General features: G+C 60.5%; 19 protein-coding genes. 10 read left to right on the forward strand and 9 right to left on the reverse strand.

Features of this window, described 5'->3' with window-relative positions; all coding sequences use genetic code 11:
• Positions 1 to 107 precede the first annotated feature (107 nt).
• Together KF757_01260 and KF757_01265 are read left to right on the forward strand one after the other, a co-directional pair.
• On the forward strand, positions 108 to 1,274 hold the full coding sequence (locus KF757_01260; GenBank protein MBX3321596.1) for a hypothetical protein: 1,167 nt from the start codon (positions 108 to 110) through the stop codon (positions 1,272 to 1,274).
• A gap of 364 nt (positions 1,275 to 1,638) precedes the next feature.
• The gene (locus KF757_01265) at positions 1,639 to 4,194 is read left to right on the forward strand and encodes an ATP-dependent Clp protease ATP-binding subunit (GenBank protein MBX3321597.1); all 2,556 of its coding nucleotides are present in this window, start codon (positions 1,639 to 1,641) and stop codon (positions 4,192 to 4,194) included.
• A 118-nt stretch (positions 4,195 to 4,312) separates the two neighbouring features.
• Here KF757_01265 and KF757_01270 read toward each other — a convergent pair whose 3' ends face one another.
• Complete coding sequence (locus KF757_01270) at positions 4,313 to 5,029, reverse strand: MBL fold metallo-hydrolase (GenBank protein ID MBX3321598.1); 717 nt, start codon at positions 5,027 to 5,029, stop codon at positions 4,313 to 4,315.
• Between the two features lie 369 nt (positions 5,030 to 5,398).
• The gene (locus KF757_01275; GenBank protein MBX3321599.1) at positions 5,399 to 5,932 is read right to left on the reverse strand and encodes a carboxymuconolactone decarboxylase family protein; all 534 of its coding nucleotides are present in this window, start codon (positions 5,930 to 5,932) and stop codon (positions 5,399 to 5,401) included.
• Between the two features lie 244 nt (positions 5,933 to 6,176).
• On the opposite strand from KF757_01275, the gene KF757_01280 reads away from it, so the two are divergent.
• The 4 genes from KF757_01280 (at position 6,177) to KF757_01295 (ending at position 10,681) form a co-directional block, all read left to right on the forward strand.
• Complete coding sequence (locus KF757_01280; protein MBX3321600.1) at positions 6,177 to 8,825, forward strand: glycosyltransferase; 2,649 nt, start codon at positions 6,177 to 6,179, stop codon at positions 8,823 to 8,825.
• 184 nt (positions 8,826 to 9,009) lie between these two features.
• Positions 9,010 to 9,414, forward strand: a complete 405-nt coding sequence (locus tag KF757_01285; GenBank protein ID MBX3321601.1) for a metal-sensitive transcriptional regulator — start codon at positions 9,010 to 9,012, stop codon at positions 9,412 to 9,414.
• A 43-nt stretch (positions 9,415 to 9,457) separates the two neighbouring features.
• Positions 9,458 to 9,814, forward strand: a complete 357-nt coding sequence (locus tag KF757_01290) for a heavy-metal-associated domain-containing protein (GenBank protein MBX3321602.1) — start codon at positions 9,458 to 9,460, stop codon at positions 9,812 to 9,814.
• Between the two features lie 36 nt (positions 9,815 to 9,850).
• Complete coding sequence (locus KF757_01295) at positions 9,851 to 10,681, forward strand: hypothetical protein (GenBank protein MBX3321603.1); 831 nt, start codon at positions 9,851 to 9,853, stop codon at positions 10,679 to 10,681.
• A 9-nt stretch (positions 10,682 to 10,690) separates the two neighbouring features.
• Here the strand turns inward: KF757_01295 and KF757_01300 are convergent, their stop codons facing one another.
• Positions 10,691 to 12,283 carry a hypothetical protein gene (locus KF757_01300; protein MBX3321604.1) on the reverse strand — a complete coding sequence of 531 codons (1,593 nt, stop codon included), beginning with the start codon at positions 12,281 to 12,283 and terminating at the stop codon, positions 10,691 to 10,693.
• 97 nt (positions 12,284 to 12,380) lie between these two features.
• Here KF757_01300 and KF757_01305 point away from each other — a divergent pair, with 97 nt between their 5' ends.
• Positions 12,381 to 12,677 (forward strand): DUF167 domain-containing protein, encoded by a 297-nt coding sequence (locus KF757_01305; GenBank protein MBX3321605.1) that lies wholly within the window; start codon positions 12,381 to 12,383, stop codon positions 12,675 to 12,677.
• On the opposite strand, the gene KF757_01310 is transcribed toward KF757_01305, so the two are convergent.
• Complete coding sequence (locus KF757_01310; GenBank protein ID MBX3321606.1) at positions 12,672 to 13,646, reverse strand: aspartate carbamoyltransferase catalytic subunit; 975 nt, start codon at positions 13,644 to 13,646, stop codon at positions 12,672 to 12,674. The two genes, KF757_01305 and KF757_01310, sit on opposite strands and share 6 nt — an antisense overlap.
• Positions 13,643 to 14,182, reverse strand: a complete 540-nt coding sequence (locus KF757_01315) for a hypothetical protein (GenBank protein ID MBX3321607.1) — start codon at positions 14,180 to 14,182, stop codon at positions 13,643 to 13,645. Before KF757_01315 ends, KF757_01310 begins: the two co-directional genes overlap by 4 nt.
• Positions 14,183 to 14,262: 80 nt before the next feature.
• Here KF757_01315 and KF757_01320 point away from each other — a divergent pair, with 80 nt between their 5' ends.
• A complete protein-coding gene (locus tag KF757_01320) occupies positions 14,263 to 14,928 on the forward strand; it encodes a UbiX family flavin prenyltransferase (protein ID MBX3321608.1) in 666 nt (221 codons plus the stop codon).
• Positions 14,929 to 14,935: 7 nt separating this feature from the next.
• On the opposite strand, the gene dnaE is transcribed toward KF757_01320, so the two are convergent.
• Positions 14,936 to 19,009, reverse strand: coding sequence for a DNA polymerase III subunit alpha (gene dnaE, locus KF757_01325; protein MBX3321609.1), 4,074 nt, complete (start codon positions 19,007 to 19,009; stop codon positions 14,936 to 14,938).
• Positions 19,010 to 19,325: 316 nt separating this feature from the next.
• Between dnaE and KF757_01330 the strand changes: the two genes are divergently transcribed.
• Entirely contained in the window at positions 19,326 to 20,000 is a 675-nt protein-coding gene (locus tag KF757_01330) for a hypothetical protein (GenBank protein MBX3321610.1), read from the forward strand.
• 31 nt (positions 20,001 to 20,031) lie between these two features.
• The gene (locus KF757_01335; GenBank protein ID MBX3321611.1) at positions 20,032 to 20,331 is read left to right on the forward strand and encodes a hypothetical protein; all 300 of its coding nucleotides are present in this window, start codon (positions 20,032 to 20,034) and stop codon (positions 20,329 to 20,331) included.
• A 1-nt stretch (position 20,332) separates the two neighbouring features.
• Here the strand turns inward: KF757_01335 and KF757_01340 are convergent, their stop codons facing one another.
• Genes KF757_01340 through KF757_01350 form a run of 3 tightly spaced genes read right to left on the reverse strand, consistent with a single transcriptional unit; the run spans position 20,333 to position 22,759 of the window.
• Positions 20,333 to 20,983: an HAD-IA family hydrolase gene (locus KF757_01340; protein ID MBX3321612.1), complete on the reverse strand. Its 651-nt coding sequence runs from the start codon at positions 20,981 to 20,983 to the stop codon at positions 20,333 to 20,335.
• Positions 20,973 to 22,292 (reverse strand): tRNA pseudouridine(13) synthase TruD, encoded by a 1,320-nt coding sequence (gene truD / locus KF757_01345; GenBank protein ID MBX3321613.1) that lies wholly within the window; start codon positions 22,290 to 22,292, stop codon positions 20,973 to 20,975. Before truD ends, KF757_01340 begins: the two co-directional genes overlap by 11 nt.
• A gap of 8 nt (positions 22,293 to 22,300) precedes the next feature.
• Positions 22,301 to 22,759: a bifunctional nuclease family protein gene (locus KF757_01350; protein MBX3321614.1), complete on the reverse strand. Its 459-nt coding sequence runs from the start codon at positions 22,757 to 22,759 to the stop codon at positions 22,301 to 22,303.
• Positions 22,760 to 22,799 lie beyond the last annotated feature (40 nt).

Here is a 22,799-nt window from a genome sequence, read left to right on the forward strand (position 1 = left end):
GAAATTGCCGACACCTGCGCATCGCAATGCGGATGGCAAGAGTCAGGTTCAACGATCCGATACCACTCCCGAGGGACGCAGCACGTCCCCGCACGGGAGTTTTGATCATGTCGCGAGTGACCAAGTACGCCTCGACCGCCGCCGCTGCCGCAGTTCTGCTTTCCCTTGGTGCCTGCCAGTCCGCCCGCCAGAATGCTCAGGGGACCATCATCGATGAGTACAGCGCAGGCCTGGCCGCCCTTCGCAGCGGTTCGGTTTCGCCCGAGTTCCCGGAGGATCGCGTATCGAGTCTCCTCGCAGCCGAGGGCACGACCTCCAGCCTCGACGACCTTGTCCGCGCTTCGCAGCAGGCATTCGCTGAAATTCTCGCCCGCACAGAGACCCCGCGCGACGAGATTGTCGTCATGGATCCCCCCGAGACAGTGATTGCAAGCGCTCCGGTGTACGACGAGGACAGTGCCGGGCTTGGTGCGCTCATGAGCGACTCTTCAGCCGTCATGCCGAGCATCACACACACCTCGGCTTCACTCTCGACCCGTGATATCGCGCGTCAGTTGGCACAGGCCCTGACGAACCAGCTCTTCACCTCGACCCAGCCTCTGATCGACGCCCTGGCCCTGCTCGGGCTTGATGGGCTTGCACCGGGCGCGATCGATGCAGCTCTGGAAGTGCATCTCCTGTCTCCCGAAGAGCGTCGGCATCTTGACGCTGCCCGCGCCTTTCTCGAATCTGTGCGCGCTTCGGCTGATGGCGATGACGACGCACCAGCCGACACCGCTCAGCAGATCGCGCTGGATCTTTCCGAGACTCGCCCTCTGCGCATCGTCCGCGCCGAACTCTGCTCGCGCGTCGATGGCTATGGGCAGTTCGCGACATTCGAGCCTTCGGTCTTCATCGCCGGCCGTCGCAACCGTGTGATCGTCTATGTCGAAGTCGACCGCTTCCGCCACACGGAAGTCACACCTTCGTCAAGCGTGTATGGCACTGGTGCGGCCCATTACGCGGTGGAACTGACGCAGCGTGTCGAGATCTATCACAAGGCCGACAACGTCCTGGCCATGGCCACCCCAGTACTGGCCGACCGGCGCGTGTCACGAAATCGATTCCGCGATTACTACGTCGTCACCGCGATCGATCTGCCCCAGACCCTCACTGTCGGGCAGTACGAGGTGAAGATCACGATGCGCGACAGGGCGGACAACAGCCTTGCCCAGGCCGTGGTGCCTCTGACCATCGTCGCCGACGCCAGCGCCATTCTCGCAGACCACCCCTGAACAGGGGGCATGGTTCCATGCCAGTTTGGCATGGGTGGCACAACCCACAGACACAAATCGTCATTCAAGCGCACACGCGAACGGGACTTTCTGCCCCGCAAGTCATCTCTAGGCCCTATAGGCACCTTGGCACGCTCTATGCATCCTCTCACTTCTGTACATGTTCTGTGTGGTTCTGGCCGACCCAGACGAAGTCCGTCTGCCCGGCCTCATAGGATTGAAGAGCCGGCCGGTGATGAATCTCGCTGACCGGCAGCTGACGACCGGAGTCGGACACGGAATGGTCCGATCTCTACGAGGGTTCATCAGGCAGATGAACCCGCAGTTGAAGTCCTGACGAACAGTTCGTCAGACGGGAGGACATATGTTTGAACGATTTACCGACCGCGCGCGCAAAGTCATGGCCCTGGCCAATCAGGAAGCGCAGCGCTTCAACCACGAATACATTGGGACGGAGCACATCCTTCTCGGCCTTGTCAAGGAAGGCTCGGGGGTGGGTGCCAATGTCCTGAAGAATCTGGATGTTGACCTGCGCAAGGTCCGCCTCGAAGTCGAGAAACTCGTCAAGGCCGGTCCGGAAATGGTCACGATGGGAAAACTCCCCCAGACCCCGCGGGCCAAAAAGGTCATCGAGTACGCGATTGAAGAGGCTCGCAACCTCAACCACAACTACGTCGGCACCGAACACTTGCTGCTCGGCCTGCTGCGTGAGCACGACGGAGTCGCAGCCCAGGTTCTGATGAACCTGAACCTCAAACTCGAAGAGGTGCGCGAAGAAGTTCTGAACCTCCTCGGCGCTGGTGCCGAGACCGATACATCGGCAGGCGAGACCGCGATTCCGGGCGCAGCCCCGGGCAATGGCGGCGAGGCCCGCGGAGCACGCCGCAAGAGTCAGACTCCGGCGCTCGATTCCTTCGGGCGCGACCTGACCGAACTGGCGCGCGAGTCGCAGCTTGACCCGGTCATCGGGCGCGCCACCGAGATCGAGCGACTCACGCAGGTGCTCTGCCGACGCACGAAGAATAACCCTGTCCTCCTCGGTGAAGCTGGCGTGGGCAAGACCGCGATCGTCGAAGGGCTTGCGCAGCGCATTGTGGCGCAGGACGTGCCGGACATTCTGCACGACAAGAGGCTGGTCGTGCTCGATCTTGCGATGATGGTTGCCGGTACGAAGTACCGCGGACAGTTCGAGGAGCGCATCAAGGCGGTCATGAACGAGGTCCGCCGGGCCAAGAACGTGATTCTGTTCATCGACGAACTGCACACGCTCGTCGGTGCCGGTGGGGCCGAGGGCGCGATCGATGCGTCCAACGTGCTCAAGCCGGCGCTGGCGCGTGGCGAGATTCAGTGCATCGGAGCGACGACCTTCGACGAGTACCGCAAGTACATCGAGAAGGACGCGGCGCTGGCGCGGCGGTTCCAGTCGATTCCGGTCGATCCGCCCACCGACGCGCAGACGGTCGAGATCATCAAGGGCCTGCGCGATCGGTATGAAGAGCATCACCGCGTGCGCATCACCGATGAAGCGGTCAAGGCTGCGGTTGAACTCTCGGGCCGGTACATCACCGGACGTGTCCAGCCGGACAAGTCGATCGACGTGATCGATGAGGCCGGTGCGCGAGTGCGCATCAAGAGCATGACCAAGCCACCAGACCTTGCCGAGATCGAGGCCGACATCGAGCGCCTCAGCGTCGAAAAGGATGAAGCCGTGCGCGGTGCCGACTATGAGAAGGCTGCCGATCTGCGCGATCGGGCTGAGAAACTCCGCAAGAAGAAGGAAGAAATTCAGGATGAGTGGCGCGCCCGCAGCCTCGAGATCGACGGCGTGGTCGACGAGGACGTCATTGCTGAAGTCGTCAGCAAGATGACGGGCGTTCCGCTGACGCGGCTCGAGAAGGAAGAGGCGCAGCGCCTGCTCAGCCTCGAAGTCGAACTGCACAAGAAGGTCGTCAGCCAGGACGAAGCGATCAAGGCCATGGCCAAGGCCATTCGCCGCGCTCGCGCCGGGCTCAAGGATCCAAAACGCCCGATGGGTTCGTTCATCTTCGTCGGCCCGTCTGGTGTGGGCAAGACGCTGCTGTCCAAGGCACTGGCCGAGTTCATGTTCGGCGACGCTGATGCGCTCATTCACCTCGACATGAGCGAGTACATGGAGAAGCACAACGTTTCGCGCCTGGTCGGCGCGCCTCCCGGATACGTCGGGTACGAAGAGGGCGGGCAGCTCACCGAGCAGATCCGCCGTCGACCCTATGCCGTCGTGCTGCTCGATGAAGTCGAGAAGGCCCACCCGGATGTGTTCAACATGCTCCTTCAGATCATGGAAGAAGGGCGTCTGACCGATTCGTTCGGGCGCCATGTCGATTTCAAGAACACCATCCTGATCATGACGAGCAACATCGGCGCTGATCTGATCAAGGGTGGTGCGGGCTTCGGCTTCCAGAAGCGATCCAGTGAGGTTGACTACGAAAACATCAAGGGCATCCTGATGAAGGAGATCGAGCGCTTCTTCAGGCCCGAGTTCATCAACCGACTCGACGATGTGATTGTCTTCAGGCCTTTGACCCGCGAAGATCTCGTCGGCATCGTCGAGTTCGAGGTTGGCAAGGTTGCCATCCGGCTCAAGGAGCAGGGCTACACCATCGAGCTCGATCCGGCAGCCAAGGAGTTCCTGATCGAGAAGGGGTACAACCCGGACTTTGGCGCCCGTCCGTTGCGTCGCGCGATCGGGACGTACATCGAAGATCCGCTGAGCGAGCAACTGCTCTCCGGCGAACTCCATGGCATGAACCACCTGCTCATCGGGCGCAAGGAGGGCGTCGATGCGCTGTTCTTCGAGGCGTCTCGCACCGAGCCGGCACAATCGGGTGAAGCAAGCGACTCGGGCAGTAAGCCACAGGAAGCACAGTCATCGTCAACCTGAGTCGGTAGCCACATCATGAGGCATAACAGGGGATCGGTCTTGCGGCCGGTCCCCTTTTTCATGCTTTCATCACGAACGCGCGCCGGACTTGGGCTGGCTTTTCGCATCGGGTAGTTGGTTATATGCCAGTCATCAACCGCCGGGCCGGGTTGATTGCGAGGTTGTCACGGCCTGGGATGATGACATCAGCGATCTCAACAACTTCGCTCAGGGAGACCTTGGCAGCGGCGAGGTCGTCGCATCGCATCGGAGCTCGGCCTTGCGCGAGGTGGTCGGCGGTCGGCACTGCATCGCCACAGATCAGCACATCGCCCCTGGCCGACGGAATGAGTAGCCCCGTCATCCCAGCGGTGACGCCTGGCAGGGGGAAGAGATCGACCCCCGGCGCGAGGCGATCCGGGGCTGCCTGACACCGCTGAAGAATCGCAACCTCCCGCCGCAGCGCCTCGGCCAGATCGCGGGTCTCCTCGTCGGCTTCATCTGTGAACGCGCCGCTCTCAGCCAGTGTTCGCAGATCGGAGGCAAGCGGGAAGCCCACGGTCTCGCGTTCGGTTGAGGAAATGAGCCACTCGGCGTTTGGGAAGAGTTCGAGCCCGCGGCGGGCGTCGGGATGAAACGACGTCAAAAAGACGTGAGTGATGTCGCTGGGTTTGAGGTTGGCACGTTCGCCAAGGCGGGCTGAGAGGGCTTGGGCGGGCAGGCCAGGATCGATCAGGATGCGAACTGACCCGCTTTGAATAAGGGTGGTGGTCGAGTGGCCGGTGCGAACGGGTTGCTTCTCGCCCCATAACTCGTTGTAGGCCATAGCCCCAATGCTGATGACGCGAATATCCATAGCCACCATCGTAGAGAGACATGTGGGCATTCCGCAGGCGGGCGAAAAAAAACCCCGCACGAAGCGGGGGCTTCGCGCGGGGACTGGAAAGAAGACAAGTGACCGATCCCATTCTGGGGGTACTAAGGATCGGCCTTTCGAGGAACCCGCGTGCTTCGGGAGTTATTTCAGCGATTCTCGGCCTCACACAACAAATCTTCGCGCTCACCCGAACCAGAGGCCCTTTTGACCCTTCATTTTGGTGGCTTCCACTTAATGCATATGCGATGGTGTGATAGACGAAGGCCTGTACGCTTGACCCCCTGCGCGGCCCCGTGTCGGTCGCCTCACCGACGCGGGGTCGACTTTTTGCGCATGCGAATCCATAAGTCAGAGTGCTGGAGGCTTGGGGAAGTCGACAGGGGTCTGGTTGATGTGGTTGAAGGTCGAGGTGAGGGTTGCCTGAGCGTACACAGCGACGACCTCGCAGATTTCCTCGTCGCCGAAGCCTGCAGCACGGAATGCAGCGAGTTCGCTGTCCGAGACGTTGCCCCGTTTTTCGTACAGGGTTGAGGCGAAGCGAGCGAGCGCATCGAGCTTCGGGTCATCTTCTACATGCCCGCGGCGTGCGCCCAGAGTCTGCGCTTCGCTCAGGCCTGCTTTTTTGCCGATGGCAGTGTGGGCAGCGGTGCAGTAATCGCACGAGGCAGACTCGACCACAGCGAGTTGCACCACTTCCTGCTCGCGCTGGGTCAGTTTGGCTTTGGAGAGGGCAGAGGAAAGCCCGAGGTAGGAATCGAGCAGTGTTGCCGAATTGGCCATGCCCTTGAAGATGTTGAGATGCTTGCCTTTGAGCGGGCCTTCGAAGATGTCCTTGATGCGGCCGGCCGACTGGGCGGGTTCGACAACGGTGAGTCTGGGCATGGTGTGCTCCTTTGCAACGGGAATGAATCTTGAAGCGTACGTCGCTGCAGTCATGGAGTGGCTAACGATGAGCAGATTTCACTGACCTGCAACTACATGAGAGCAAACTCCAAGAAGTGCAAGATGATTCGGTGTTGATTGCAAAGATCGTGCGAATTTCGAAATCGGAGCCTGTGGCAAGTTCCGACGAGCTTCGCCCTTACAATACGATTGAGCGGGACGACCCGCACGACTCGGGATCAGCATGATGACTCAACCCCAATCCCAGCCAGGTACCGACGCGACAAGCGGGGCACATCCGTTTGACAAGGATTGGTCAGGGTTTGTGCGCATGGACATGCACTGTCATTCGCACGCATCGGACAAGCCTTTGAACAAGGCTGCGGGGTTGATCGGGTGCGTGGAGTGCTATTCCCCGCCGGAGCGGGTTTTCGATCAGGCCATCGCGCGCGGCATGGACTTCGTGACGATCACGGATCACGATTCGATCAAGGGCGCGATGGAACTGGTTGATCGCGGGTTTCAGCGATTCATCATCGGCGAAGAAGTTTCGACATACTTTCCGGAAGATCACTGCCTGCTCCATGTGCTGGTGTGGGGGCACACACCCAAGCAGCACGAGCAGATCGGCAAGTTGGGGCTGCGCGAAGATGTGTACAAGCTCGCAGCGTGGATTCGTGAGAACAATCTGGCGCATTCGTGCGCTCATCCGTTGTATGTACAAAACGCGAGGCTGGAGCGGTGGCACATCGAGCGCGCGACATTGTTGTTCAAATGCTTCGAGACGCGCAACGGCGCGCACGCGGATACGCAGAATCGGGCCATCGAGCGATTTGTGGATCAGTTGACACCGGGGCTTGTGCATCGTCTGGTGCAGGCGCACGGGATCGAGCCGTTGTGGCCTCGGGTCTGGGAGAAGGGGTGCACGGGCGGTTCGGATGATCACGCACTGCTCAACGTTGGGCGCACATGGACGTCACTTTCGATTGATGCGGCCGATCGAGTTTCGGATCCGCGCGAGTTCCTGCGCCGGGTGATGCAGGGCAAGTCGCAATCGGGCGGAGTGGGGGGGCACTCGGCGCTGCTTGCGCATCAGTTGGCGACGGTGGGTTCTAACTACTATGCCAAGCGACTGCACGCGCAGCAGTCTCCGTCGGGGCGATATCTGGGTAGCCGACTCTTGCGTTTTGCGGGAATCAAGGCGGAAAGCCCCGGCAAGATCCGGGTCGCGGCCTACAAGGCAACGAAGCGCATGTGGCAGCCTCGCAAGGCACGGAGTCTGCCGGTTTCAAAGGCTTTGCGATCGCAGATCAGGCCATTGCTCGAGAAGTACCCGGATATCGGACAGAGGCTCAACCCTACGTTGTGGGTCGAAGGCGCAGCGGTGAGTCAGCATGATCGCATGGCGGAGTTCACGCAGGATCTGACCGAAGCGCTGAGCCGAAGCATGGGTTCGGGGCTGGTGCGCAGTTTCCGCAAGCGCGATCCGGCGCGCATCAGCGAGCATCTGGTGAGTTATGCGGTGCTGTATCTGGCGCAGCTGCCGTACCTGATCAGTTTGTTTCATCAGAACAAGGAGCGCAACTTCATCGAGAAGTTCGAGCATGAAACTACGCAGCCTGGCTCGGGCGTGAGCGTGGTCGAGCGGCCGATGCGTGTGAGCCTGTTTACGGACACGATCGCGGATGTCAATGGCGTGTGTCGGTTCATCCACAATGTCGCGGAGCGTGCGCACAGCAGCGGGCGCGATCTTCAGGTGATCGCATCGACGAAGTTGCGGTGTCCGGATCTGCCGAACATCTACAACTTTGATCCGGTGTTTGCGACGAAGCTGCCCAAGTACGAGAATCTTGATCTGTGTCTGCCGCCTCTGATGCGGATTCTGAGGCACATTGACAAGCATCAGCCGGATGTGATCCACATTTCGACGCCCGGGCCGGTGGGGTGTGTGGGATTTCTGGCAGCCAAGATGCTGCGCATTCCGGTGCTCGGGGTGTATCACACGGACTTCCCGGCGTACATCGACAGGCTGTTTGATGACAGCGGATTGACGAGGCTGAGCGAGTCGTTCATGCGCGGGTTCTACAAGCCCTTCACGGCGATCTTCACGCGCAGCGAGGATTATGTGCAGTCGCTGGCGGGCCTCGGGCTGGATCGCGAGCGCATTGTGAGCCTGATGCCTGGGTTCGACACGAGAGAGTTCAATCCGGGTTTTGCGGACCGAACGATCTGGAAGCGGTTTGGCGTGCGGGCCGAGTCGGTCAAGGTGTTGTATGTCGGGCGTGTGAGTGTGGAGAAGAACCTGCCCTTGATGGTTGACATCTGGACGATGGTGCAGAATACATGTCGTGCGCGGGGACTGGATGCGGAACTGATTGTGGTGGGTGATGGGCCTTACCGGGAGACGATGGCGCGGAAATTGTCGGGTCAGAACGTGCACTTCCTCGGGTTCAGGCACGGGGAGGAGTTGTCGACGCTGTACGCTTCGAGCGACATGTTCGTGTTTCCATCGACGACGGACACGCTGGGGCAGGTGGTGATGGAGAGTCAGGGTTCGGCGCTGCCGGTGCTGGTGACGGATGTGGGTGGGCCAAAGGAAGTGGTAGACCATGAACTGACCGGATTTGTGCTCTCTCCGAAGGCGGCTGATGAGTGGGCGGACCGGATGGTGACGCTGATTTCTGATGAGCGGCTGCGGCGGCGCATGGGGGCTGCGGCGTATGAGCGCATGCAGCGGTTCAGCCTGGTGCATTCGTTCGAACACTTCTGGCAGGTGCACACCGAAGCGTGGCACGATCATCTTGCGAAACTCGGGATCACGCGCGAGACAGCGGGTATCGCGGGGGCACAACGCCCGACCGACGATTCGGAAGCGCGATCTCCTATCGGGTGACGCAGCAAGAAACTTGAACAAGGCGGTGGTGTTTGTCTTTTTACTGCTTTGAGGGCTGGGGATATGGGTGCGCGCGTCACGTTGATTCAGATACCCCCATGGGGTATACTTTTCTGTACACATCACATGTGCCCAATGAGCGGAGGGGCCAATGGCTGGAGCGAAAGTTGCACAGAAGGTTGGCATGGGGTCTGCCCGCGCGGCCAAGGTAGCCCGTGCGGCTCGGGCAGTTCGTACGAATGCAGAGGGCTCCGAATGCGGATGCGGAGCGTGTCCAGGGGTGAAAGGCACTTCGAGCGGGCGCAAGGCAGCCGGCGTTGATGCGGAAATCAAGGCAGCGAATCTCAAGCACCTGGCCCGCATTGAGGGGCAGGTGCGAGGCATCATGCGCATGATCGAGGACGATCGGTATTGCGCTGACATCATTACTCAGGTTTCGGCTGTGCGAGAATCGCTGTCGGCAGTCGGGCGCAATCTTATGCGCAATCACCTGAAGCACTGTGCAACAAGGGCGATGGAGCATAAAGGTGCTGAGCGCGACGCGATGGTTGAGGAACTGCTCGGCCTGGTTGCGAAACTCGGACGCTGAGTGAGGTCGGTGCGGCGAATGGTCATCGCTTGAAAGGAAGAAAATGAACATCAAGCACGAGACATTGACGGGGTGCGCGTTGCTGGGTCTTGTGGCTGGGGTGATGGTGGGGTGTGGCTCGGAGACGAGGCAGACGGAGCGATTGGATGTTGCGAGCGAGCCTGCGTTTATTCAGGGCGAGCGTGTCGTGCTCACCATTCATGGCATGAGTTGCCCGCTCTGCGCGAGCAACGTCGATGGCGCCCTGATGGATGTGCCGGGCGTACGCAGTGTCGAGCTGGACATGAGCACTGGCGAGGCGACGCTCGCGCTCGATCCATCGGTAGCTGTTTCGCATCAGCAACTCAAGGACGCGGTCGATCGGAGCGGATTTTCGCTGGTCAGGATTGCGGCGCACTGACGCGGCGTGTGGTGTTGTGCGGCAAAGGGATAATCCATGCTCAATAGGACTGTCGCGATCGCGGTTGTTGTGCTGCCGGGGTGGGCATGGTGTGCTGCGCAGGAAGCGACGAACACTCCGGCTGCGACACAGCCTGCGCAGGGGAAGTGGTACCTGAGGCAGAAAGTTCAGTTTCTGCACATGAGTGGTGATCCTTCGTCCGAGGACCGGGACATCGACAAGGTTGTGATGAACACGTCGCTGACATATGGGCTACGGCGAGATGTGTCGTTGAGTATCGATGTGCCACTCGTGTTTTCGAGCGAGGAGTCGGCGAGCGTGACGGAGCGGGATCTGGCTCTTGGAGATATCGCGCTGACACTCAAGTATCGACCATTCCAGCGCGACCTGAACCCGGTCGATTCGGTTCGGTTTGCGGTGCTCGGTGGGATTGAGGTGCCGAGTGGAGATGGGTCGGCTTCGAGTGATTCTTTTGATCCGTTTGCCGGGGCGGTGTTTACGGCGATTCTCGGGCGGCATGGGTTCAATCAGAGTTTGATCTACAAGGTGAACACAGGCGGCGAGCGGTACTCGGTGAGGCGCGGCGATGGGCGTGCTGACGCACTGCGGTATGACTCGGCGTATCTCTTTCGACTCTCGCCGGCAGAGTACAGTGCCGACACGACTGCTGCGACGTATCTGACGCTGGAACTCAATGGGCTCTATGAGACGAATGGGGACAATGAGATACTGGCAGGCCCGGGGTTGCTCTACGAGGCGCGGCGGTTTGCATTGGAGGCGGCGGTGGGGCTACCGATTGTGCAAGATGTGGATAAGAGGCCGCGCACGGATTTGATGGTGACGCTGGGCTTTCGCTTTCTGTTCTGAAGGCCGGAGTTAGCGCCCGATGCCGCCTTGGTCCTCGAAGACGCTGCCACGAACACTGTTTTCGATGAGTTGCAGGTCGAGAGCGTTGGCGACGCCGTCGCGGTTGATGTCGGTTGGGTTCTTGAGCCAGTGGTAGATATCTTCGATGTCGACGCGTCCGTCGTTGTTGACATCGTCGGACTTGAGATGTGCGCGGGCAAGCGGGTCGCCGACGACGATGTAGTGCCAACTGAGAGCGGGGATTGCGGTGTAGGCGGCTTCGGCCCAGGTGAGGCGGCCGAGAATGAAATTAGTCACGAGCGGGTGGGTCTTGGTGGCACCGAAGGCGAAGGGCTCCCAGCAGTGGCCAAGGCCGAAGGTTCCGCCTGCGGCGATGAAGTCGGCGATTTGTTCCTGATTGAATCGCGTGCCGAGGGGGCCGAAGGCGCGAGCGTTGAAACTTTCGAGCGTGTTGAAGATGGCTCCGGGGAGGTAGTTGAAACTCTCGGCGAAGGTGTCGTTGGCGCTGACGCCTGCGCCGTTGTTGGGGGCATTGCCGTGGTTTGAGCCGTAGTGTGCGAGGAGGATGAGTGGCGTGGTGACGAGCAGGCCGTTACCGTTGTAATCGACGTTGGGGCCGACGATGAAGTTGTTGGTGCCGCTCAGTGCGTTGTAGTGCATGTTCGCGGGGTTGAAACGTCCGTCGAAGAGGATTCGGTCGCGTGCGGTTTCGTAGTCGTCACCCATGTAGAGTTGGCCGCCCTGATTGTCGAGTTCGGAATTGGGGTTTGGGTTGAGGATGCCGTCGGAGTTGGATTCGTCGATGACGAATCCGGCAATGTCGGTGTCGTAAATGAGGTTCTGTGCGCGATTGACCATGTCGATGACGTCCTGAACGGTGTGCGCGTCAAGGCGCACGACGAGGAGGAAGTCGCCAGCGGTGAACTGGTTTTCGTATGGGGCGTTGGGGTTGTTGATCCAGTAGACGCCGATGCCTCCCGAGGGGATGAACGATTTGGGTTTGTCGATGTTGATGTTGGTGAAGGTTCCGATGGGGACTCTTTTGTTGCGGTATGGGTTTGGAATCATGCCGTCGGATTTGCTGTCGCCTGCTCCGCCGTTTTCGCCAACTTCGAGGTCTTGCCAGAGGAGTGTGAGTTCGTTATCGACGCTGGCGCAGGTGGCGTCGCCGGAGAGGAATTCGGTGCCGATGTTGCCGGGCTGATCGCCGACGGAAGGATTGTCGGTGTCGAAGATGCGGTGCGGGAGCCCTTTGGTGAGGACGATGCAGCGGATCTTATGAGTGAGGCCATTTGCGGAAAGATGGGCGCGGATGGGGTTGCGTAGTTGGACGAGGTAGTCGCTGTAGGTCGTGTTTCCGGGCGCGGAGACTGGTGCGCCGGTGGCTTGGAGGTTCAAAACGCGCAAGCCGGCGTAGACACCCGGGAAGCCACCGGCCCCACCTGGAACGAGGTGCGAACCGGCATAGAACTCGGCGACATCGCGAGAGACGGCTCGGCGGCTGTCGTAAACGACGAGAACCTGGTCGGGGCGGAGTTGTGCGTGAGCGTGCGCACAAAGCGCACAGATCGCTGCGAATCCGAGTAAGACAAACTGCTTCATGATTCCCCCTCCATCGACCCGAGATGCATAAAGAGTGTACCACGCGAAGGGCGCTTTACCCAAGCAATTCGGTTCTCGGACGTCTACGGTTGCATGCATGGGATGGATCGAGTCCTCCCCGCAAGGAGTGGTTGTGCGGGTCAAGGCGGTGCCGGGTGCTCGGGCAGACGCGATTACGGGTTTGCTGGGTGATCGTCTGAAGGTGCGGGTCGCTGCGCCGCCTGAGGACGGGCGCGCGAACGCGGCGATCATCGCGCTTTTGGCGCGAGCACTGGGGATTCGTCGGTCGGCGCTCGAGATTGCGCATGGGCAGACTTCGCCTGAAAAGACGATCCTGATTCGGGGGGTTGAAGTGGAGCAGGTGTGCGCGAAGTTGGGTGTGCGTGCTTCATGAACCGGTGAGGCAGTCGTTCAGGAGTGCTGCTCGCACGCGCACGCCGTTGGAGACTTGGTCGCGAATGACGGAGCGCGGCACACCGGGCAGAGTGCCATCGGCGACGGCCGGGTCGATTTCGAGGCCTCGGTTGGTGGGTCCGGGGTGCATGATGATGGCATCGGGGTTGAGTTGGCGTGCGCGGGACTCGGTGAGGCCGAAGTGGGCGCGGTATTCGCGCGGCGAGGAGATGGTGCTGCTGGCTGTGGCGTAGCGTTCAAACTGAATGCGAAGCATGATGATGACGTCGGCGTCGGCGATTGTCTCGTCCATGGACCAGGAGATTTTGCACCCGAGTGATGCGAGCGACTCGGGCACAAGGGTGCGTGGGCCGGCGCAGGTGACTTGAGCGCCGAGCGAGCCAAGGAGCGCGATGTTGGAGCGAGCGACGCGCGAGGCTCCGATGTCGCCGACGATTGCGACGCGCAGGTTATGGAAGTCGAAGGTGGGTCGATCGAGGGCCTCGGCGATGGTGAGTGCGTCGGCCAGGGCCTGAGTCGGGTGCTCATGGCGTCCGTCGCCAGCGTTGATGACGCACAGGTGTGGAATGCAGCGGGCAATGAGTGCTGCTGCTCCGGCTTGTCTGGCGCGAACGGCGACAGCTTCGACGCCCAAGGCGGCGAGCGTTGCAGCAGTATCGATCATCGTTTCGCCCTTGTTGAGCGAACTGGAAGCGGTTGAGAGCTCGATGACGGTGGCGCTGCGCTGCTGGGCGGCGACGATGAAACTGGTGCGCGTGCGCGTGGAATCTTCGAAGAAGAGCGTGGCGAAGGTTCGGCCCCGCAGGCTCTGGTCGGGGGTGAAGGTACGGGCTTCGGCGAGGATGTGGCGCAGACGTTCGAGGGGCGTGCTTCGGATGGAAATGAGATGTCGCGGCCCGGAGGATGTCGTGCCGGTTGCGCCGGGACGATGGACGGAGGTTGAGGTCAACCAGGGGTCTCCTCGTCGAGGAGGTTGAGTTCGGGTGGCGAGACGACGCCGATGGACCAAGGCTGAACGCGTGTGACGCCCCACGGATAGACACCACCTTCGAGCCAGACGGTCATGCCTTGGTAAGTGACAACGTCGGAGGGGCTTGGTCCGAGTTCGAGAATGGGGCGGACGATGTCAACTTTGGCATGCGTGCCGCGAACCCAGATGCGTCCGACGTGGTAAATGGGCCGATCAAGAGTCTGACTCGTCAGCAGGCGTGCGCGGTCATCAAGCGCATCGAGAATGGAGTACTGGGCTTCGAGGGTCATGCCCTTGGGCAGGTTGACGGCGAATGTGCCAAACTCGTCCTGGTGGAACTGGGTGATGATTTCCTTGATTGACTCGCGCACGATGGGCTTGACGTGGATGAAGTTCGGGTTGCTTGGCGCGAGGCCCTTGACCTCTGGATAGGTCGAATAACTGACGCATCCCGACACCACTGCGCAAGCGGAAATGACGCAAAGCATCCAGAATGATGTGCGGATCGAACCCACGGTTGAGACTCCCAGGTAGAAGGACCACAAGACTGTACGCCGACGTTCGAGGCGGCGGCGACTTAGGATTGTCCATCGGCATGAGCAGTATTCCCCCATCCAAACGGGTAGTAGTCGGGGTCAGCGGGGCTTCGGGGGCGGCGTATGCGCTGCGGGTGGTGGAACTGCTGCTCGACGCCGGGCGAGAAGTTCACCTTGTTGTGACAGAGTATGGAAGGCGGCTGCTGGCGGATGAAGCGAGGGTTACGCGGCTGGAACTCGACGCGCTGCTTTCGCATCTTTCGGGTGACGGCCCGGTGCCCGTGGGGCTGCGGCGTCGGCTGGAGCCGTTCGATGCAGCAGAGTGGTCGTCGCGGCTGGTGATTCACCCGAACAAGGACGTGGGGGCGGTGATCGCGTCGGGGAGTTTTCTGCACAGCGGGATGGTGGTGGTGCCGTGCAGTTCGACGAGCCTTGGGGCGCTAGCGACTGGCTCAGGGAGCAATCTGCTCACGCGGGCGGCGATGGTGACGCTTAAGGAGCGCCGGCCTTTGATCGTGTGTCACCGCGAGTCGCCGCTGAATCTGATTGATATCGAGAACATGCGAACGCTGACGCTGGCGGGCGCGATCATCTGCCCGACGAATCCGGGTTTGTATCTGCAGCCTCAGAGTGTGGCGGACATCGTGGACTTTGTTGCTGGCAAGGTGCTCGATCTACTCGGCGTCGAGCACAGGCTCAACACGCGATGGGAGTCGAAGGAGTGAGGCCTGATCACCCTTTGCGGTACTTAGCACGACGGTCGTCTTTGGTTATTTCGACAGCGACACCGCCGGCATAGACCACGCTGCCTTCGCCGAGTAATAAGGACAGTTCCGTCACAAGGCTGGGCGAAAATGGCACGCGTGCGTTGCGGCGTGGCTCAAGGACAATAACGCTTTGCTCGGTTTCAACGGCAAACTCGAGGGGTGAAGGTGCGACACGGTCGGCAGTTGGTGATTCATTGAGTTGCGCGTGGCGGTCGAGTGCATCGCGCACCTGGGGGAGGATGCGAGAAGCGTTGCCATTGACGATGCCATCGCGAATGACAACGAGGACTTTGCCGCGTTCCTTGGGAGTGCCATCGATCGGGACGAGGCGATCGACGATGATCTGCGGGTCGCCGCGCGAGTGATCGAGCCGGCCCGAGACGAAGAAAGGCTCTTCGGTTTCGAGAATGTGTGCAAACTGGTCGTAAGTATCGGGGAAGAGAACGGCTTCGGCGGTGGTGGCGACGTCTTCGATGGTGACGATTGCCATTTTTCGTCCGGCGTTTTTGCCGTTTCGGCTGACAATGGTGCGCACACTTTGAGCGATGACGCCGACGAGAATGCGGCGATCCTGTGGATGATCGCGCAGGCCTGAGAGATCGGTCGAGGCGAAGGCGCGGATCCACGAACCCCAGCGATCGAGCGGATGGCTTGAAACGTAGAAGCCGAGGGTTTCCTTCTCAAATCGCAGTGCATCGGCTTCGGGCCAAGGGGTTGCCTTGGCGAGCGATGCTGCTGCTGTAGTGGTTGTGGTGGGGGTAGCTTCGGGCATGCCGAAGAGAGAGCCCTGGCCACTGGCGCGATCAGCGGCGGCCTGCTGACCGGCGCTGACCGCCTGATCGATGGTTGCGATCATGGCGGCTCGCTGCGGGCGAGCGTGGAGGGCGTCGAACGCGCCGCTTTTGATGAGGCTTTCGATGGTGGCTTTGTTGACAGCTGCGGGCGAGACGCGTTCGCAGAAGTCGAAGAGCGATGTGTAAGGCTTTGGAGTGCGTGGGGGGGGCGTGTCGATGAGGTTCTGGGGTGGTGTTTCGTCTCGCTCGGCGATGATGGCTTCGATGGCCTTTTCGCCGGCACCCTTGATGGCTTTGAGCCCGAAGCGAATGTGCCCATGCAAAGGATCGTGTGGCTCATCGTCATCGAACGCCACGGTGAACTCGGCTTTGGAAATGTTGATGTCGGGCGGGCGGACCTCGATGCCGACGCGGCCATTGGGGCGGCGTGTGCGACGGCAGTCTTCGAGATAGGGGATCCAATCGCTGATTTTCTGGGCCTGGCTTTCGTAGCTCAGGAATGCGGCCATGTATTGTGCGGGGAAGTAGGTCTTGAGGTATGCGGTCTGATAGGCGACGATGGCGTAGCCGGTGGAGTGGCTTTTGTTGAAGCCGTAGCCGGCGAACTTGAGGATGAGTTCGAAGAGTTCGTCGGCGTTTGCCTTTGGGAGGCCTTTTTGGCCCGCGCCCTCGATGAACTTGGGGCGGTTGGCGTCGATGATCTTGGCTTTTTTCTTGCTGATGGCCTTGATGAGCGAGTAGGCCGAGCGCAGTGGAATGCCGCCGAGTTCATGCACGATCTGCATGACCTGTTCCTGATAGACCATGACGCCATAGGTCTCGGCGGTGAATCGATCGACGATCGGGTGGATCTGGGGAACCGGTACTTCGCCGTGCTTGCGGCGGTTGTAGTCAGGAATGAGATCCATAGGCCCTGGGCGAAAGAGGGCGTTGGCGGCGATGAGATCTTCGAGACGGTCGGGTTTCATTTCGACGAGGAGGCGTCGCATACCGCCGGATTCGAACTGGAACACTCCGGTGGTGTCGCCACGCTGAAAGAGTTCGAAGACGCGCGGGTCGTCGTACGTGAGGCGGTCGAGGTCGAGGGGGTGAATGAGCGACTGCGAAGGTGCGACGGGCGTGCTCTGGGTGGGAAGAGATTGCCCGACCGCTTGCCAGATGGTTTCTTCGGAGAGTGTTTCGCGGATGATTTTCTTGGCGCGCTCGATGACGGAGAGCGTGCGCAGGCCGAGGAAGTCCATCTTGAGGAGGCCCATTTTCTCGCATGTGGGGCCGTCCCATTGCGTGACGATTTCGTGGGAGGCTGCGCCGGACTGTTTGTAGAGAGGGACGATTTCGTGGAGGGGGCGCGTGGCGACGATGACGCCCGCAGCGTGGACCGAGCAGTGTCGGGCCTGGCCTTCGAGCGTGCGGGCGTTGTCGATCAGCTGTGTGATGCGTTCGCGCGAGACCTGCTGGTCGGGGCCGATATCCTTGTTGATGGCTTCGAGAGCGCGGGCTTCGCCGCGGACGAGGGCAGCGAAGTCCGGATCGGTTTCGATGGCAGAGTCGATCGTGATATTGAGTTGTTCGGGGATAAGTTTGGCGACACGATCGGCAACGGGGAGCGAGATGGCCAGAACGCGCGCGACATCGCGGACAGCAGCGCGGGCTTTCATCGTTCCGAAGGTGATGATCTGCGCGACATGGCCGTATTTCTCGCGAACGTAGTCGATGACTGCGCCTCGGCCATCTTGACACAGGTCGATATCGATATCGGGATACTCGGAGCGGTCGGGGTCGGTGAATCGTTCGAAGAGCAGGCCGTAGCGCACGGGGCAGGCGTTGGACAGGCCGAGCACGTAGCCGACCATAGTTCCGACACCCGAGCCGCGGGCGCTGGCGGGGATGCCGTGCTGGCGGCCCCAGTTGACGAAATCCCACACGATGAGGAAGTAGGCACTGATGCTCTTGTCGGCGAGGATCTGGAGTTCGCGATTGAGGCGAGCCCATGCGTCGAAACGCTGCGCGAGGTCGTCGCGGTCGGGGAGTTTCTGGCGTGCTTCAGCAGCCTGGGGAGTGCCTTCGACGTGTTCGTGTTTCGTGTCGAGAACCTGGCTGCCATAGCGCCAGACCATGCCGGCTTCGCTGAGCATGCGCAGAGCAGTGTCGCATTCTTTCTTGAGGTGCTCCTGATTCTGACCGGGGTCGGTGGCGGGTTCGAGTATGAAGCGAGAGCAGTAGTCCGCGTACCAGGCGGAAAGATCGCCCGCGAACCTTGCGTCCGAGTGTTTGGGTAATTGCGATTTTGGTGGGGCCTTGACAACGACGACCGGGGCATGGCTTGCGCCGACGGGGAGTTCGACATTGCAGCGGCGGGCGATGCGGACGGTGTTGGCGAGAGCCTCCAGCCCGGCGTTGCCGAATGCCTGATTGTTGTAGTTGTCGCTGGCGAAAATGTCCTGCATTTCGCGCGGGCTCTTGACGTAGAGCTCGGGGGTGTAGCGCAGGCGATCCTGATCCCACTTGTTCTTGGCCATCGAGATGCAGATGAGTGTGTCGTGGGCGTCGTGGTCCTCTGCACGGAGGAAGTGGCTGTCGTTGTCGCAGACGAGGGGCAGGTCGAGCTCGCGGGCCAGGCGAATCAAGTGCGGGTTGATGGCGTTCTGCTCGGGCACATGGTGCTGAAGTTCGATGAAGAAGCGGGGGCCGGCAGCGGAGGGCGCGAAGATGTTGCTGTACCAGCGTGCTACTTCGAGCGCTTTGTCCCAGTGCGTTTGATCGCCGGAGCTTTCGTAGCGCGTCAGGTGGAAGGCGAGTTCGCTGCCGAGGTGGCCGTTGATTGCGATGAGGCCCTCGTTGTGACGTTCGAGGAGTTCGCGATCCATGCGGGGTTTGTAGTAGAACCCGGTGAGGTAGGCTTCGGAGCAGAGGAGCATGAGGTTCTGCCAACCGGTTTCGTTTTCAGCCAGAAGGACGAGGTGGTATCCGCCGTCGGCGACACCGGTGTGTGTGCGGTCGGTGCGTGGTCCTGGGGCGATGTAGGCCTCGACGCCGAGGATGGGTTTGATGCCAGCGGTTTTTGCCCTGTCGTAGAAAATGGCGGCGGCGTGCAGGTTGCCGTGGTCGGTGATGGCGACTGCGTCCATCCCGAGTTGCTTGACGCGATCGACGAGTTTATCAACGCGATTTCCACCATCGAGCAGTGAGTATTCGCTGTGGAGATGGAGATGGATGAAGCCCGGGCTGAGGTCTGAGGCCGGCACTGTTTCTTGTGGACCTTTGAGCACGACATACTACCTGTTGTGTGGTGTTTGAAGAGACTTCGATTATAGCGGGCATCCGTACTTTGTGTGGTTTGCGACAGGCTTTCCACCGCACCGGCTGATGAAAAGCGACTGAGGCAGGCGGGGCAGGGTGTTTCGGACATTGGGGGCATACGCCCAAACTTCCTGATCTGTATAGAAGGGCGCGGAATGTCACTCGATTGTTCCAGCGGGTTGTCGTGAGGTGTGGCGAATTGCACCTTGATCGGTGGCGGCCGGTGGCTGCTGAACAAATCAAACCCGAAGGAGTGACATCATGAAGACTGTGTGTTCGTTGATCGCTGTTGCCGTCGTCGGTTCCGTTGCCTCGGCCGACGTAGTTTCCTTTCAGTTCGCGGGCGTGTCGCGAGGCAACAACGTGGGTATTGCTGTGAATGGAGGGAGTTATCAGAATGTCTTTTCGGGAAGTGTGATTCACAACATTGATGGGCAACGGACAGTGACGTTCTGCATCGATCCCGATCAGTATGCGCAGAAAGGTACAGCCGAGTTTCAGCGTGAATCGCTGGCCGATGCACTCTCGCATCGCGGCGGTGCACTGGCCAAGGCCTGGGCCATCGCGGAGATGGCGCACGCTGCTGGCCCGGACATCTGGACCGAGACTGCGGACAAGAACCTGGCATCCGCGTTTCAGATCGCGGTGTGGGAGGTTGTGATGGACCTTGATGCAGAAATCGGGCTCTCTTCGCTGAGTCTTTCGGGCGGTGCCTTCAAGGCTCAGGGAACGAGCAACTCGTCATTGTCTTCTGGTGTCAGCTCGATTGTGAACCAGCTCTTCGGTTCGATCTCGTTCGACTCGATGAAACTCGGGAAGTTCGAGGCCTATACGAACAGTGCACACCAGGACTTCATGACCATGGTTCCTGCACCGGGCTCGATGTTGCTCAGTCTCGCGGCTCTGCCTCTGATCGCGACACGTCGTCGCAAGTGAATCGCCGGGCAGTGGACGGGTATGATTCTTCATGCCTCGCCTGACTGAAACGTACACGGTGTTCTCGAACGCGGCGGGCGATAGCGCTCGCCGCGTTTTCGTTTCGATTGGGCGGCGGCCGAGTTTTCTGGCGCGGGTGTGCATGTTCCTGGTTGCGGCGCTGGTGTTTGGTGTGGCGCTTGTGGTTCTGATTCCGATCATGCTGTTCGGGGTATTTTTGCTTGGGTCGCTCTGGTTGTATGTGTCAATTCGGTCACTTTTTCGCCGGGCCGGCGATCCGAACGGCGTGCTCGATCAGAGGCGGAACGTGCGTGTGATCGAGCGGGACTGACTCAATCAAGCGTGATGCCGTGCTGGGCGAGATGAGCAATGATCTGGGAAGCCGTATCGCCTTCGTGATCGATCTGGTGCGCGTTCCAGCCGCAAGCGCGGGCGGCTTCGACATTCTCGGCCAGATCGTCAAAGAACACGATGTGTCTCGGCTCGACACCGAAGTGCTCAGCTGCGGTCGTGTAGATGGACCGATCAGGCTTGGCGATGCGCAGTTCATGGCTCGCGAGGCGCGAGCGTAGTTGCGCAGCGGCCGGGAAACCGTTCGGCCCGCTGTGCTGGCGCGACCAGTGCGCAGCGTTTGTGTTGCTCAACAGGGCGGTGTGGACGTCGGGTCGTGTGCTGAGAGAGCCGATCACCTTGCTGATGCCGGGGTATTCCTCGATGAGCCATGCAGCGTGAATCTGCTGCACATCGGCCGGCGAATACAAGCCATCAGTAAGGTCGGCGACGCTTTGAAAGAACTCATCGCATGTGAGCGCGCCGATCTGATAGTCCTGGGCATATCGGCGGCGGCGGGCCATGATTTCGGGGTCCATCACGCGTTCGTGTAGAGGCAGGCCGGCGCGTGCGCATCCTTCACGCCAACTGCGGCAGATGCGCAGAATAACCCCTCCCCAATCGAAGCACACGACGCGCAGGTCACTCGTCATCGAGTGGCTCCTCTGAGTTCTGAGCAAGGTCGATTTTCATGATTTCCTCGAGCACGGTTGTGGCGAATGCGCCTCGGGGCAGGTCGAATGCGCAGCGCAGGAAGGGGCCGTGCTCGTCGGTGCCGCCTTCGACCTCGATATCGGTGATCGGCACGCGCAGGGCGCGGCGCGAACCTCCGACCATTTCGGAGCGTGTGTCCTGACACAGACTCAGGATCTCTGGGGAAAGGCTGAAGGCATCGAGGGCTTCAGCTTCCGCCTGGTCGACGCTGCCTGCGGCGCGTTTCATGGATGTTCCCCAGAGCGGGCCGCTCGGGTTGAGTTCGAAGCGATCGACGAGTGGTTGCAGTTCCGCGAGATTGTCGGACGTGACAAGAAAGGTCTTGCGAGTGGTTGGTGGCATGGCGAGGTCGCCCTGGATGAGCGTCGCGAGCGTGCCCGACCGCAGTCGCTCGACAAGCACGCGATTGAAAACAGCCGACTGAAAAGCGGAGTAGTAGAACCCTCGGTCCCGCGGGTCGATCATGCCCCACGCATCCCGGGCCGAGCCTCCGCGTGCCATGGCAGCGAGCACAAGCCGTTCGGTTCGGAAGTGAACAGGTGTGGCGTCGCGTGCGTCAGAGAATCGTGAGTTGGCAAAATGCTCGCGGGCGGCTTGGAATATCGCGTCGATGGGCGAGAGCGGGCAATCCAGACCGAGCATGATGCGTGTTGCCAGGTCGCAGTCATTGAGGAAGAGTGCGCGACCGATCAGATGATTGCGGCCGAAGACCCCGAAGCGCTGAGGCCCAAAGCGATTTGGGAGCCCTTGGCGCATGAGTTGATCCAGACATCGGCGTGCACGCACAGCGGCGCTGAGATCAACACTTCTGATCTTGATGGAGAAGCGATTGCCTACGAGGTGTCCGCGGCGAAGTTTGTTGCTGTGTTGATCGACCCAAAGCACCGTCAGGTCGGGGTGCTGGAGCATCGGGAAACTGTCTGCGTTGCGGCCTGGGGCGTGCACGCTGAGGGTCTGGCGAGTGACAGCGTGTTTGTCCTTGAGGCCGGCGAATCCAATCGCCGAGCGCGCGACGCCGAAGTGGCGTGCGACGATCTCGATCGTTTCCTGTGTTGTGAGGCCTCGCTTCTCGATGAAGAGGTAGATGTGTTCGCCCTGACCGCCAGGTGTGTAGAGAGGAATCTCTTCGACGAAAAAGTCCGAGTCGCGCTGACGAATCGTCCCCCCGGTGCCGGGAACATTCTGAGTGAGCAGAAGATCGGGAGCGTTGATCGGCTTCGAATCGAGCGTGTGCGGCGCATCAGCCATGACTTTGATCAGGACTCCTCTTTTAGAGCACCTTCGAGCACATGTTCTTCGACGTAGATCGGAACTTGCTGTGCGATGCCAAGCGCTATGGCGTCGCTGGGTCGAGCATCGATAGCGACTGGATTGCCATCAGATCGTGCGACGTTGAGGCTTGCGAAGAACGTGTGATCGTCAAGATCGGTGATGCAGATCGATTCGAGCGTGCCGCCGAGTGCCGTGATGACATTTGCGAGCAGGTCGTGTGTTTGGGGGCGTTTTACGGGGATGTTCTTGAGTCGGCGTTCGATGGCCTGGGCCTCGGGCAGGCCGATGACGATCGGAAACTTGCGTGCGGACTGGAGCCTGTCGAACTGTGCCGCCTCGTCGAGCGGCGTCTCGGGCGCGGGCAGGATCTCGCGCAGTTCGATGATCTGATAGTCCGCCAGTTCGCGGATGAGAATTCGGGCCAGTTCCATTTGGACAGCCATCGTGCGGGCTCCTGGGGCTATCCAAGGATACGTCCGAAAC

The organism is Phycisphaeraceae bacterium (genome assembly GCA_019636795.1).
Lineage (GTDB): Bacteria > Planctomycetota > Phycisphaerae > Phycisphaerales > UBA1924 > JAHBWW01.